Consider the following 12,746-nt stretch of genomic DNA (forward strand, 5'->3'; position numbering starts at 1 on the left):
AGGCGAGCGGCGAACCCGCGTTCCCTGCGACGATCGTCGTCGGGGCGGCGAGGTATCGATGGGACCGACGCGGGTGTCGGGTGTTCATCGTCGAACTCCGTGTGCAGGGGTACGTCCCCGCCTCGGATGCGTTTTGCCATCCTGGCGACTGTGGCCGGGCTTGCGGCGTATCGCCGCCCACCGGCTGGGGCGTACCTTGGCGCCTTGGTGCACTACTGTGGCGTCGCAGCAGTAAATCGAGCAATATTCGTCATGTCAATAGCTCACTCTTGCGCACTGTGCTCACTCGGATCACTCGACCGATCACCCGATCGTGCCCTCGGGCGAGCGCCCGCGATACGTATGGGACACGTATGGGACATCTGCGAGGCACCGGGGCAACGCCCTTTGTTCTTCGTCACTTTGGGAGATGCGCACGTCAGCGCATGGCTATGCTTCGGACATGCTGAGAACCGAGCGCCACGCGCGCATCCTTGAGCGCGTCTCCGCGCAGGGCAGCGTGAGCGTCGAGGAACTGTCCGTTCTGCTGGCGGTCTCGGGGGCGACCGTGCGCCGCGACCTTCAGCACTTGGACGAGGTGAACCTGCTGCACCGCACGCACGGCGGGGCGGCGGTGGGCAACATAGGGCTCGAAACGCCGATGCTGTACCGCGGCGAGCGCCGCCGGCCGGAAAAGCGGGCGATCGCCCTGGCCGCGGCCGCCTTGGTGCCGGCGAACGCGGTCGTCGGGATGACCGGCGGCTCCACCGCCACCGAGATCGCCCGCATCCTCGCCGAACGCGGGCCGGTCACCATCGTCACCAACGCCGTGAACATCGCGGCGGAGCTGATACTGCACAAGGACGTCACCCTCGTCGTGATCGGCGGCACCGCGCGCAACGAGAGCTACGAACTCGTCGGCCCCATAGCGGAGAAGACCCTCGCGGACTACCACACCGACGTGATGTTCCTGGGTGTGGACGGCATCAGCGCCGCGCACGGCTGCACCACCCACGACCAGCTCGAAGCCGCCACCGACCGCGCCTTCACCGACCGCAGCAGCCACACGGTCGTGGTCGCGGACCACTCGAAGATCGGCCGGGTGACCCTGGCGAAGATCTGCCCCCTGTCGCACATCGGCCACCTGGTCACCGACCGCGACGCCCCCGAGGGGGAGTTGGCGCGAATCGCCGCGGCCGGAGTGAGCGTGAGCGTGGTGTAAAGCCGAGCCCCGCCCCGCAGCGGCCACCGGGCGACTCGCACACCCCGCGCGGCCGAGCCGAGTCGGTGAAACCGGGTCGGCGCCGACGCGACGCGTGCTCGGTCGCCGCGAACCCGTCGCCGCGCCCGGACCGTGCCGCCGAACCGATTCGACCTCACGGCGCCGGATGGCCGCCCAGCACGACCTGGGCGATCAGCTCGCGGCGGCTGGTGACGCCGGCCTTCCCGAAGACGGCCTTGAGGTGGTCCTGCACGGTGTACGGGGTCATCGCCAGGACGCGGGCGATCTCCTTGGTGTCGTAGCCGCGGATCGCGTACAGCGCGACCTCCTGTTCGCGACAGGTCAGGCCGTGCGCGGCCAGGTAGAGCGGCATGGTCTGGGCCGGCGACGCGGGCGACGCGACCACCGCGACGTGGCCGTCGGCGAGGCCGTCGAGAAGCGAGGCGTGCAGTACGAACCAGCGGCCGTCGCGGTTGCGCACCCGAACCATGGCCTGCGAGACGGGTATTCCGCACGCCGCCCGCCTGGCGTGTTCGGACGCCAGGGTGAAGGCGGTGGGTACCGACAAGGCGGTGTGCGCGTCGTCGACGAGTTCGGCGAGCAGTTTCCGCGCGCGCTCGTCGGCGGCGACGAGGGTGTTCGAGGGGCCGAGGACGACCGTCGCCGGCGCCTGGTCGGTCGGGTCCGACCACGCGGCCGCGGTGTGGCAGGCGCGCAGCGCGACCCCGATGTGTCGGGCGGCGGCGTCCGCGAGGTCACGTTGCCGCCCGAGGTACGGTCCGCGATCCGGCGCCCGCATGAACGCCGCGCAACCCCACATGCCGCCCTGCGTGTCGAAGACGGTCCGCATTTCGTCGCCGAATCCGGCCGGCGCGATCTGCTCCCGGAATCGCATGCTGGTTTCGGGCCGCCCGCGGGTCGCCCGGGTGAGCGTGTCCGCGCGCAGACCGCTGCGCCGGATTTGGGGGAAGGTGGTCACATCGTCGTGCCACACCTCCAGACGTACCGCGTCGTGGAAGCGGTCCAGGCTCAGATCGTCGCTGAGCACCGACGTGACCCACCCGGTCGCCGGGTCGGTGGTGTGCCAGCAGACCGCGTCGAACTCGAGCACTCCGCGCAGCAACCGGTCGGCCGTGCGGAAGACTTCGGGAGCGGAGCGGGCCTCCCCGGCCAGCTCGCGCAGCCCTTCGATCGCCTGCTGTGCGGCAGCGCTGCGTGATGCCATGGCGCGAACGTAACACGCAGGCAGCGGTCGTGTCCGCACGGCGATCGGCGTTCGCGCGGGCGACGCGGTGTACCGCCGACTCCCGAAAACATCCCAGAGATCTGGGATTTCGCCGCACCGGCCGCAGTCGTCAAGATGGCGGCAACGCGTTTCGAGTCGTCGTGACCGGCTCGGGACGGGCCGATCGTCATCGATTCGGCTGCGCGCCACGAGACTGCACAACCGCAAGGGCCTGGACGCGGGATCTCGTGGCGTGCCGTCACGGTCCGCGGAGACGGCGCCGACGTGCGCACGCTCGGGAGCAACCGCCGGTAGTGGCCCCGCCGTTCGCTTCCCACTGTCGCCGACCGAACCGACGCCCCGAGGGTCCCCGCCCCAGACCGGGACCCTCGGGGCGCCGTCGTTTCGTCCCTCCGATCCGCGCCCCGATGCGTGGCGCCGATCTCGCCGGCCGTCGAAAGCCGTTCCCACACAAGGGAGTCGGCCGTCCGCGCGACCGGAAGGTCACCCGTGACGGTGCGTCGACACTCCGCGACCAAGTGGACCGAGTGCCGGATCAAGTACTGGATCAAGTATTGAATCGGCCTCAAGTTACTCACGAGTATGTCGTGACTTGCCACGCGATCAGCCGTAGAACTTGTTCCCACTCCGTCCCAGAGTGAGGAACGTCACATGAGCGATTCCACCACGCACAGCACCGGACTTGAGGGTGTGTCGCGTCGCGGGTTCATTGCTGGAACCGGTTCCATAATCGGCGTCGCCGCCCTCGCCGGCCGCGCCTCCGCAGCCACACCGCAGGCCGCCCCCACGGCCGCGGTGATCCCCTCCGGCGCCCACGTACCGGTGTTGATCGTCGGCACCGGATACGGCGGCTCCGTCGCGGCTCTGCGTCTCGCCGAGGCAGGCGTCGACGTGCACATGATCGAGATGGGCATGGCCTGGGACACCCCCGGCCCGGACGGCAAGATCTTCGCCAACACCACCAGCCCGGACAATCGTTCCTTCTGGCTGCGCACCAAGACCAAGCAGCCGCTCAGCAACTTCCTCGGCTTCCCGATCGACCGAAACATCCAGCGCTACACCGGGATCCTCGACGCCGAGGAGTTCAGCGGAATCACCGTCTACCAGGGCCGCGGCGTCGGCGGTGGTTCGCTCGTCAACGGCGGCATGGCGGTCACCCCCAAACGCGAGAACTTCGGCGCCATCCTGCCCTCGGTCAACGCCGACGAGATGTACAACACCTACTACCCGCGCGCCAACGCCGGCCTCGGAGCGGCCACCATCGATCCGTCCTGGTTCGAGACGACGGACTGCTACCAGTACGCCCGGGTGGGCCGCAAGCACGCCCAGCGCTCCGGCTTCCCGTTCGTCTTCGTACCCACCGTGTACGACTGGGACTACATGAAGGCGGAGGCCGCCGGAACCGTCCCCAAGTCGGCGCTGGCCGGCGAGATCCTGTACGGCAACAACTACGGCAAGAAGTCCCTGCAGAAAACCTATCTCGCCCGGATCAAGGCGACCGGCAAGGTGACCATCTCCCCCCTGCACAAGGTCACTTCGGTCTCCCCCGCGACGGGCGGCGGCTACACGGTGGTGATCGAGCAGATCGACACCGGGGGCGCCACCACGCAGACCAAGACGGTCACCGCGGGCAAGGTCTTCTTCGCCGCCGGCAGTGTCGGCACGAGCAAGCTGCTGGTCAAGCTCAAGGCCACCGGTGCGCTCCCGAACCTGAACACCGAGATCGGCCAGGGTTGGGGCGACAACGGCAACGTCATGTGCGGTCGCGCCAACCACCTTTGGGACCCCACGGGAGCCCTCCAGGCGTCCATCCCCACCGGCGGCATCGACAACTGGAACGCCGGCGGCGCGTTCGCCGAAGTCGCCCCGCTGCCCACCGGCATCGAGACCTTCGCGTCGTTCTACCTGTCGATCACCAAGAACCCGAACCGCGCCCGGTTCACCTGGAACGCCGCGACGGGCAAGGCCGACCTGAACTGGCAGGCGTCCTGGAAGCAGCCGTCCATCGACATGGCCAAGACGATCTTCGACAAGATCAACGCGAAGGAGGGGACGATCTACCGGACCGACCTCTTCGGCACGTACAAGATCTGGGGCGACCACCTCACGTACCACCCCCTCGGCGGCGCGGTCCTGAACAAGGCCACCGACAACTACGGTCGCCTGCGCGGGTATTCGGGCCTGTACGTGATCGACGGCGCGCTGATCCCCGGCAACACCAGCGTCAACCCGTTCGTCACCATCACGGCCCTCGCCGAACGCAACATCGAAAAGATCATCGCCACCGACCTGTGACCGTCCCCTGACCGTCCCTGACGGCGACGGGGACATGACGGCGCACAAGAGCGGGGCGGCCCGGCCACGCCCGGTGAGGCGAGTACACCGGCCCGGCCGCCCCGTTCCGGGCCCACCGTCGATCCGGGTTGACCCTCACGCTACGTGAGGCCGGAGGGTGTGGCTCATGAGTGACTACTACAACGCGTTCGAGACGAGCCCCGTACCCGCCCCGGGCCCCGACGCGGTCCCGCCGGAGCTGTTCCGCGGCATCTACGGAATGCCCGCGTTCGTGACGATCCCCACGAGCGATCTGGCCGCGTCGGTGGACTTCTGGGTGCGCGGGCTCGGGTTCTTCGAGTTGTTCGGCATCCCCGGCAGACTTGTACATCTGCGCCGATGGGCGTTCCAGGACGTACTACTCGTCGCGGAGGCGAGCGTTCCGGAGCGGACACCGGCGTTGAGCGTCAATTTCTCGTACGTGCTCAGCCAGGTCGATCCCCTGGTCGAGGCCTGTCGTGCGTTGCGCCCGAACTCGGTCGACGGCCCCCGGGACACTCCCTGGAACACCCGCGACGTCACGGTGGTGACCCCGGAGAACGCACGGATCGTCATCACGGCGGCGAAGCCGTTCGATCCGGACTCTCAGGAGGCGCGCAACCTTGCGGCCGTCGGGATCACCCCGCCGAGTGTGGGTCCCGGCGACAATGAGGAGCATGCCTGATACCACCGACGCCGACACCGACGGCCTGACCGTCGGTCAGGTCTCGACGCGTGTGGGCGTCACCATCCGCGCGCTGCACCACTGGGACGAGATCGGCCTGGCGCGACCGTCGCTGCGCACGGCCGCCGGATACCGGCTCTACACCGCCGGTGATCTGGAACGCCTGCACCGCGTCGTCGTCTACCGCGAGATCGGTCTCGGCCTGGACCGGATTCGGGTCGTCCTGGACGACCCGACCGCCGACGTGTCCGGCGCGTTGCGCGCGCAGCGTATCCAGGTCGCCGAACGGATCGACCGCCTCCGGCAACTCGGCGTCGGACTGGATCGGATGATCGACGCGCACGAACGCGGCCTGCTGCTGACCATCGAGCAGCAGGCCGCGATCTTCGGCCCCGAGTGGGACCCGGACTGGCCCGCCCAGGCCCGTCGGCGCTACGGCGACACGACGCAATGGCTGCAGTACGCCGAACGCTCGGCCGCTCGCGATCCGGCGGAATGGCAGTCCGTCGCCGACGCCGTGGCCGACCTCGACCGCGCCCTCGGGGATGCGATGGACGCCGGCGTCACACCCGGCAGCCCGCAAGCCCATCGACTCGTCGAGCGACACCGCGAAGTCTTCGCTTCGTACTTTCCCCTCACCAGGCGAATGCAGGTCTGCCTCGGCCGCAAGTACGAGGCCGATCCGGCGTTCGCAGCCCACTACGACGGCGTGCGCCCCAGCCTTGCCACGTGGTTTCGTCGCATCGTCGACGCCGACGCGCGCGCCCACGGCATCGACCCCGACACCGCGACCTGGGAGTAGGGCGCGGGGCCCGCAGCCTGCACCGGTGCAGGGCGGCAGAAGGAGAAGCGAGGATTCAGTTAAGTGGTTGACTGTTAAGGGCTTAATAGATATCGTCGTGTCATGGACCAGCCCGAACACACCCCCACCAGCCCCCTCGAAAGACTCAGGGTCATCAATCGGGCTCAGGTGCAGGCCGGGCAGGATTGGATTCGGTCGCGAGGGCTCAGCATGCAGCAGGCATTCGTGCTGGGTTACCTCGCCGGCAACCCCGGCGCCATCCAGCGCGACATCGCACAGGCGACGCACACCACCGCGGCGAACGTCTCCGGCGTCCTGCGTGGACTCGAAGCACGAAATCTCGTTGAACGCCGCTTCGAAAACGGTGACGAACGCAGCAAACGCGTTTTCGCAACCGCCGCCGGCATCGAGATCATCGCGGGGCGTGACGAGGCAATGGTCGCCGCAGACGAAGCGATCCTCGCACCGCTGACCGAGTCGGAGCGAGCCGCCCTTCAGAGCTTGCTCGACAAGATCACCGCCGATCTGACGAATCCGGGAACTTCGTAACCGGCCCGGCCGCCGAATCATCTTCCGTTTCCGCACCGCGTCGGTGTCCGCCGCCGCGCAAACAACCGTGTGCGAACGCGCCGTTCAGCGATAAAGGAGCAATCGTCATGACGCAGGAAAACCCGCTGTTGACCTTGATCCGAGAAGTCTGCGCTCTCGGGCGCGCCGAGTTCGAGCGGCCGTCCACCGCCGAGGGGGACCCCGACGCCGGGCGGGCGCTCGTACAGGGACTGCGAGCGCTCGATCTCGGCGGGGAGCCCGCCGACATCTCGCTGTCGCTCGATTTGCTGGCACCCCGTGCCCCGTACTTCGACCGACTCGTGCTGGCCGCGATAGCGGCGGAAATCCCCCAGGTCGTGAACCTCGGGGCCGGCTACGACGACCGCGCCCTGCGGTTCCGGCATTCCGGCGTGACATTCTTCGACCTCGATCTGCCCGACATCGTTGCGGACAAGGCTCGCCGACTCGAGACGATGGGCGCCGACACCACGCATCTCACGTTGGCGGCCGTGGACTTCCGAGCCGGCGATGTCGCCGACGTCTTGGCTCGGGCCGGGCACAACGCTCACCGGCCGACCCTCTTCATCGCCGAACACCTTGTTTTGTTTCTCGAACCGAGCGACGTCGAGGCACTCTTCGACGGGCTTTCCCGCCGCGCTCGGACCGGGAGCACCCTGGCTGTCACCGCCGAAGTGCACCCTGCCGGACTCGACTCCGATATCGTCGTATCCACTGTCGACGATGTGATGTTCGACGGTGTCGGGCCGCTGCATACCATCCTTTCCCGCGAAGCCTGGTCGGCTCTCCTCGAGAAAACCGGTTGGCGGATCAAGGACGCCGACGAGATAAAAGCGGTCGACCACTTCGAACTGCCGGTAGCCGGTCGGTCTTTCCACATCCAGACGCAATTCCTCACCGCGACGGCGTAGAAAGTCGACTCGGCGAAGTGCTGCTCCGCTCGCCGCCCGACACCGCGCCCTCGCCGTCCCGTCGGTCACCCGTGCGGTCCTGGTGCCGGCACGGTAAAGCCGGGTTCCCGGGCCGGTGCGCGCCGAGTTCGCCCCGAAGAGTGGTTTTCCGCGGATCGAGCCTTTTTTCACGGATTCGCCTGTCATCGTCGGCGGTGACTTCTCGCTGTGATGCGTCTGGGGGCGAAAATGGCAATCGGTACGGTTCTCTTCGTGTTGCCCGAGGATCCTCGCGGAGACGGCTCCGGAATGGAGCAACTGGGGCGCGTGCGCGCGGAAGTGGAGGCGCAGGGCTTAGAGGTGCGGTGGGCCCGCAACGGCATCGACGCCCAGGCGGTACTGCGCACCGAGGCGGGACTGGCCGCCGCCGTGGTGGCCTGGGACCTGCCCGCCTGGGCACCGCCCGGCACCGGGGCGAAGACCGACGGATCCGGCGGGTCGGTGGTGCCCGAGACGTCCGGCGACCCCGGGGGCGCCGCGGTGCTGCGTCTCGTCGAACGGCGCTTCAAGAACCTGCCCGTGTTCCTCGTCATGGCCGACGACGACCTCGAACGCCTGCCCCTGTGGGTCGCCGAGACCGTGGTCGGCTACATCTGGCCGTTGGAGGACACGCCGTCGTTCATCGCGGGACGGGTCGCCCGAGCGGCGCGGTCCTACCTGGAGGCCGTACTCCCGCCGTTCTTCAAGGCGTTGCGCCACTTCGGCGACACCCACGAGTACTCGTGGCACACGCCGGCGCACTCCGGTGGCGTCGCCTTCCTGAAATCCCCCGTCGGGCGGGCCTTCTTCGACTACTTCGGGGAACAGCTCTTCCGCAGCGACCTTTCCATCTCGGTCGAGGAACTCGGGTCGCTGTTCGAACACTCGGGTCCCATCGGCGACGCGGAGCGCAACGCCGCCCGGATCTTCGGCGCCGATCGCACCTATTTCGTCCTGCACGGCGACTCCACCGCGAACCGCATGGTCGGGCACTTCAGCGTCACCCGTGACGAGATCGCGCTCGTGGACCGCAACTGCCACAAATCCGTGCTGCACGGCCTGGTCATCTCCGGCGCCCGCCCGGTCTACCTGATCCCCACCCGCAACGGCTACGGGCTGGCCGGCCCCTTGCCACCGACCCGGCTCCACGCCGCGGCGGTGGCGGCCCGGATCGCCGAGAACCCGCTGTCGCACGACGCCGTCGGGCCCGGCGCCGAGTACGCGGTGCTGACCAACTCCACCTACGACGGCCTGTGTTACGACGCCGTCGCGGTCGCCCGGACCCTCGCGCCCAGCACCCCACGCGTGCACTTCGACGAGGCGTGGTTCGCCTACGCCCGCTTCCACCCGCTCTACGCGGGGCGCTACGGCATGTCGGTGGACCCGGACACCTTCACCGGACCGGACCGGCCCACGGTCTTCTCCACCCAGTCCACGCACAAGCTCCTCGCCGCGCTTTCGCAGAGCGCGATGGTGCACGTACGCGCCGCGCCGCGGGCCCCGGTGGAGCACGAACGCTTCAACGAGGCGTTCATGATGCACGGCACCACGTCCGCGCTCTACCCGCTCATCGCCTCACTGGACGTGGCGGCGGGCATGATGGACGGCGAGCAGGGACGCTGGCTGATCGACGAGGCGGTGACCGAGGCGATCCGCTTCCGCCAATCGATGGTGCGCCTGGGCCGGCGCATCGCCGCCGAGGGCGACCGGCCGCCGTGGTTCTTCGGCGTCTGGCAGCCCGACACGGTCACCGATCCCGTCACCGGCACACAGTGGGACTTCGACCAGGCCCCTGCGGACCTGCTCCGTACCGAACCCTCGTGCTGGCAACTGGAACCCGAGGCCGACTGGCACGGATTCCGCGAACTGAGCCCCGGTTACTGCCTCTTGGACCCGATCAAGGTCACCCTCACGTGCCCCGGCATCGACGCCTCGGGAGTGATGGCCGATTGGGGCGTCCCCGCCCGTGTGCTCACCGCCTACCTGGCGACCCGGAACATCGTGGTGGAGAAGACGGACACCTACACCACGCTCGTCCTGTTCTCGATGGGTATCACCAAGGGCAAATGGGGCACCCTGCTGGACGCCCTGACCGACTTCAAGGCCCTGCACGACCAGGACACGCCCCTCGCCGTCGCCCTGCCCGACATCGTCGCGCGCTTCCCCCACCGCTACGGGTCCCAGACCCTGCGGGACCTGTGCCGGGACATGCACGACCACCTGCGCGCGGCGAACCTGGTCGAACTGTTGGACACCGCGTTCCAGGACCTGCCGGTGCCGGTAGCCCCACCGCAGCAGTGCTACCGACGCCTCGTCCGCGGCGGGACCGAACGGATCCGGCTCGCCCAGGCCGCGGGTCGGGTGGCCGCCGCGATGGTCACCGTGACGCCGCCCGGAATCCCCGTCCTGATGCCGGGCGAGAACATCGGCGCCGCGACCGGCCCACTCCTGCGCTACCTCGGCGCCCTGGAGTCCTTCGACCGCCGCTTCCCGGGCTTCCACAGCGAGGCCCACGGCGTCACCATCGACCCGGATACCGGCGACTACCTCATCGAATGCGTCCACGCGGACGACTCGCCGGCCACGACAACGGGCCACCCGGCCTGAGACCGCGCGACCGGCCGGGCGGGCTCACGCTCCGAAGTCGCCGACCAACGCCACGCCCGGCCCGGTCACCCTCACCCGCGTGCGCCATGCGCGCCGCCCCGCCTGCGCGGTTCGACCTCGGCCTCGCGCAACATCCGCTGCACGGTGCCGTAGCCCCGACCGGTCGCCTCGGCGATGGCACGAATCGAGGCACCCGAGCCGTACAGCCGAGCCACCTCGACCAGGAGCCGCTGACGTTCGGCCCCACTGAGCTGCCGATTCTTCCTGACCCGTTCCATCCCACGTTCCATGCGAGCGAATGCCCCACCCGCCCACACGTCCACACCTGGGCGACCACGTGGAAGGAGGGGCCCGAGCGCTGTGGCGCGGGCATGCCGTCGGGGCCGACGGGCGTCCTTACCTGGCCGCCGTTCGCGTCGTTCCCCGGCCTCGGGCCCGGCAACGCGACCACGCCCGATGGGAGTGACACAAAGGCAGTCGATCGGATGGCACGCCGGTGCTCACCGTTGCGGCCGGTGCCGAGGACTCGTTGACCGGCCATGACCGCACCCGCGTCGTTCGACGAGGCAATGAGCACCCTGACCACCGCGATCGAGGACACCCTGAGCCTCCTGAACCCGCCGCGCCCCGAGCCCGCCCAGCCCCCTCCGCGCCCGGATCAAAGCTGGGACGGGCCGACCGTTCCCGTTCTGCACCTGGACCCGGGCATCGATCCGGAAGCCCTGGTCCACGCGCTACGCCACGCACTGCATCGATAGGCGCCGCCGCCGGGGCGACGCGGCAGGTCACCGAACACCGGGCGGCCCGTGTCCGCCGCGGTCAGCCGGTGCGCCCGAAGCCCTTTTCGGCTCGAACGATCGTCGCGGACACGCATGCGAACGCGAAGGCGAACGCGAAGAGGAAGGCGAAGACGAACGCGACGGCCGCCGGGTGAACGGTGCCGCGAGGTGGGTCGTCCCCGCGTACGCCGCCGACGACGGGTGAGCTGCTTCCGTTCGGTGCGCGGTCGCGCATCCTCCGGCTCGTTTCCATCACTCGAACCTCCGTCTCACGTGAACCCCCGTCTCACCCGAACCTCCGCCGCCCGGCCCGAGCCGGGGCACAGAGCCCAGGGCACGAGGCACAGAGCGCAGGTCACAGGTCACAGGGTGCACCGGGCGAACCGGGGCCTCGCCCAGCCTCACCCTGCGCGCTGCGGGCCGCCCACGGGGATGCGCCGATCGGTGGAGTCGGCGAGCCCACCCGTGCCTCGGGGCCACTGGTCGAGTCGGGTCACGTCGCGGGTGGGGAAACCGGGCTGCCTCCGGGCACGTCGGTGTCGCCGTCACGGACAACGACGGCAGCCGCTGTGGTCGTGTCGCTCGCTTCATAGGGGCAAAGCCGTTCGGCGCCGACGCCGGCACCGGCCTTCCGTGTCGTCGCCGCGGCCTGCCCCGCCGCGAGGGCGATCGCGTGGGGCCGGCCGGGGCAGGCATGCGGGCCGAGGCCGAAGAAGGTCTCCGCGAGGTCGACCTCGACGAGGATCCCGTCCGGCCCGACCCGACGGGTACGGGGCACCGGTGGGTCGGTGCGGCCGGAGAGCAGGTTGGCGGCCAGTGCCTTGGTGGCGTCGCAGGCTTGTACCAGCAGGCCGATCCGGTTCGCGGTGGCCTCGTCCGGTATGCCGCCGCAGGCCCGTACCAGCCGGTCCACGGCCCGGTCCGCGGCGTCCGTGACGGGCATGTGGGGTTGGTAGCACCGCGCCACCGTGGCGACGTCGGCAGCGATGTCGGTGACGGTGGGGGTGTCGGTTCTCGCGTCGGTGTCGGCGTCGCAGTCGCTGTCGCTGGGCAGACCGAGCGCGCGAGCCAGGATCTCCACCGGTCCCCCGGCGCCCGAGGCCGCCTGCCGCCGCAGGTCCGCCGGGTCGATCCGGGCGAGTTCGGCGACGGCGAGCCGGCGCCTGCGTCGATGGGCTTCGTCCCGGCTGAACCGTACGACCGACGCACGCAGCCAGGCGACGCCCCCGAGCGGGGCGTCGGGCACGGCCGGAACGACATAGGCGGGGTCGGTGAGCACGGAAGGGTGCAGCGGCAGCGGCGTCATGACGTCATGTTCGACCCGCGACCCTTCGGCCTCGACCGAAACGTCCACCGCGCTTCGAGTCGCCGCCCACTCGCTCGGCGAAATCGCCTACGCGACCGACGCCGGTCGGCGGCGCTGCGTCTCGGTTGTTCGTCGGCACCGCGTCTCGGTCACTCGGGTGGCCGGGAGTCAGAACGAGCCGCCTCCGCCGTCGCCGCCCCAGCCGCCGCCACCGTCACCGCCCCAGCCGCCGAAGCCGCCGCCTCCGTCACCGCCGCCGAATCCGCCGCCGAACCCGCCGTCGGCCGAACCGTTCGCGCCCCCGTCCCCGA

12 protein-coding genes are annotated in these 12,746 nt (G+C 69.6%); 8 read left to right on the forward strand and 4 right to left on the reverse strand.

The window, feature by feature from the left end:
- The first annotated feature begins 442 nt into the window (after positions 1-442).
- Positions 443-1,201 carry a DeoR/GlpR family DNA-binding transcription regulator gene (locus tag GT354_RS09365; RefSeq protein WP_161355808.1) on the forward strand — a complete coding sequence of 253 codons (759 nt, stop codon included), beginning with the start codon at positions 443-445 and terminating at the stop codon, positions 1,199-1,201.
- 154 nt (positions 1,202-1,355) lie between these two features.
- Here GT354_RS09365 and GT354_RS09370 read toward each other — a convergent pair whose 3' ends face one another.
- Entirely contained in the window at positions 1,356-2,426 is a 1,071-nt protein-coding gene (locus GT354_RS09370; protein ID WP_161355809.1) for a LuxR C-terminal-related transcriptional regulator, read from the reverse strand.
- Between the two features lie 672 nt (positions 2,427-3,098).
- On the opposite strand from GT354_RS09370, the gene GT354_RS09375 reads away from it, so the two are divergent.
- The 6 genes from GT354_RS09375 to GT354_RS09400 all read left to right on the forward strand — a co-directional run bounded on the left by GT354_RS09375 (position 3,099) and on the right by GT354_RS09400 (position 10,350).
- Positions 3,099-4,742 carry a GMC oxidoreductase gene (locus GT354_RS09375; protein WP_202511684.1) on the forward strand — a complete coding sequence of 548 codons (1,644 nt, stop codon included), beginning with the start codon at positions 3,099-3,101 and terminating at the stop codon, positions 4,740-4,742.
- Between the two features lie 166 nt (positions 4,743-4,908).
- Complete coding sequence (locus GT354_RS09380) at positions 4,909-5,445, forward strand: VOC family protein (protein ID WP_161355810.1); 537 nt, start codon at positions 4,909-4,911, stop codon at positions 5,443-5,445.
- Complete coding sequence (locus GT354_RS09385) at positions 5,438-6,247, forward strand: MerR family transcriptional regulator (protein ID WP_161355811.1); 810 nt, start codon at positions 5,438-5,440, stop codon at positions 6,245-6,247. The genes GT354_RS09380 and GT354_RS09385 overlap by 8 nt, the downstream gene beginning before the upstream one ends.
- A 102-nt stretch (positions 6,248-6,349) precedes the next feature.
- The gene (locus GT354_RS09390; RefSeq protein WP_161355812.1) at positions 6,350-6,796 is read left to right on the forward strand and encodes a MarR family transcriptional regulator; all 447 of its coding nucleotides are present in this window, start codon (positions 6,350-6,352) and stop codon (positions 6,794-6,796) included.
- A 107-nt stretch (positions 6,797-6,903) separates the two neighbouring features.
- Entirely contained in the window at positions 6,904-7,725 is an 822-nt protein-coding gene (locus GT354_RS09395; RefSeq protein ID WP_161355813.1) for an SAM-dependent methyltransferase, read from the forward strand.
- Between the two features lie 228 nt (positions 7,726-7,953).
- The gene (locus tag GT354_RS09400; RefSeq protein WP_161355814.1) at positions 7,954-10,350 is read left to right on the forward strand and encodes an Orn/Lys/Arg decarboxylase N-terminal domain-containing protein; all 2,397 of its coding nucleotides are present in this window, start codon (positions 7,954-7,956) and stop codon (positions 10,348-10,350) included.
- A 71-nt stretch (positions 10,351-10,421) separates the two neighbouring features.
- On the opposite strand, the gene GT354_RS09405 is transcribed toward GT354_RS09400, so the two are convergent.
- Positions 10,422-10,628: a helix-turn-helix domain-containing protein gene (locus GT354_RS09405; protein WP_161355815.1), complete on the reverse strand. Its 207-nt coding sequence runs from the start codon at positions 10,626-10,628 to the stop codon at positions 10,422-10,424.
- A 261-nt stretch (positions 10,629-10,889) separates the two neighbouring features.
- Here GT354_RS09405 and GT354_RS09410 point away from each other — a divergent pair, with 261 nt between their 5' ends.
- On the forward strand, positions 10,890-11,108 hold the full coding sequence (locus GT354_RS09410) for a hypothetical protein (protein WP_161355816.1): 219 nt from the start codon (positions 10,890-10,892) through the stop codon (positions 11,106-11,108).
- Between the two features lie 61 nt (positions 11,109-11,169).
- On the opposite strand, the gene GT354_RS09415 is transcribed toward GT354_RS09410, so the two are convergent.
- Both GT354_RS09415 and GT354_RS09420 read right to left on the reverse strand, forming a co-directional pair.
- On the reverse strand, positions 11,170-11,364 hold the full coding sequence (locus GT354_RS09415) for a hypothetical protein (protein ID WP_161355817.1): 195 nt from the start codon (positions 11,362-11,364) through the stop codon (positions 11,170-11,172).
- 258 nt (positions 11,365-11,622) lie between these two features.
- The gene (locus GT354_RS09420) at positions 11,623-12,435 is read right to left on the reverse strand and encodes a hypothetical protein (protein WP_202511685.1); all 813 of its coding nucleotides are present in this window, start codon (positions 12,433-12,435) and stop codon (positions 11,623-11,625) included.
- Positions 12,436-12,746 lie beyond the last annotated feature (311 nt).

Origin of the sequence: Streptomyces sp. SID3343 (assembly GCF_009865215.1) — a bacterium.
In the GTDB taxonomy this organism is placed as follows: Bacteria; Actinomycetota; Actinomycetes; order Streptomycetales; family Streptomycetaceae; genus Embleya.

What these genes read in the sequence shown, in the direction of transcription:
- GT354_RS09365 (WP_161355808.1), top strand. Translation starts at nt 443, where the DNA reads ATGCTGAGAACCGAGCGCCACGCGCGCATCCTTGAGCGCGTCTCCGCG.
- GT354_RS09370 (WP_161355809.1), bottom strand. Translation starts at nt 2,426, where the DNA reads ATGGCATCACGCAGCGCTGCCGCACAGCAGGCGATCGAAGGGCTGCGC.
- GT354_RS09375 (WP_202511684.1), top strand. Translation starts at nt 3,099, where the DNA reads ATGAGCGATTCCACCACGCACAGCACCGGACTTGAGGGTGTGTCGCGT.
- GT354_RS09380 (WP_161355810.1), top strand. Translation starts at nt 4,909, where the DNA reads ATGAGTGACTACTACAACGCGTTCGAGACGAGCCCCGTACCCGCCCCG.
- GT354_RS09385 (WP_161355811.1), top strand. Translation starts at nt 5,438, where the DNA reads ATGCCTGATACCACCGACGCCGACACCGACGGCCTGACCGTCGGTCAG.
- GT354_RS09390 (WP_161355812.1), top strand. Translation starts at nt 6,350, where the DNA reads ATGGACCAGCCCGAACACACCCCCACCAGCCCCCTCGAAAGACTCAGG.
- GT354_RS09395 (WP_161355813.1), top strand. Translation starts at nt 6,904, where the DNA reads ATGACGCAGGAAAACCCGCTGTTGACCTTGATCCGAGAAGTCTGCGCT.
- GT354_RS09400 (WP_161355814.1), top strand. Translation starts at nt 7,954, where the DNA reads ATGGCAATCGGTACGGTTCTCTTCGTGTTGCCCGAGGATCCTCGCGGA.
- GT354_RS09405 (WP_161355815.1), bottom strand. Translation starts at nt 10,628, where the DNA reads ATGGAACGGGTCAGGAAGAATCGGCAGCTCAGTGGGGCCGAACGTCAG.
- GT354_RS09410 (WP_161355816.1), top strand. Translation starts at nt 10,890, where the DNA reads ATGACCGCACCCGCGTCGTTCGACGAGGCAATGAGCACCCTGACCACC.
- GT354_RS09415 (WP_161355817.1), bottom strand. Translation starts at nt 11,364, where the DNA reads ATGCGCGACCGCGCACCGAACGGAAGCAGCTCACCCGTCGTCGGCGGC.
- GT354_RS09420 (WP_202511685.1), bottom strand. Translation starts at nt 12,435, where the DNA reads ATGACGCCGCTGCCGCTGCACCCTTCCGTGCTCACCGACCCCGCCTAT.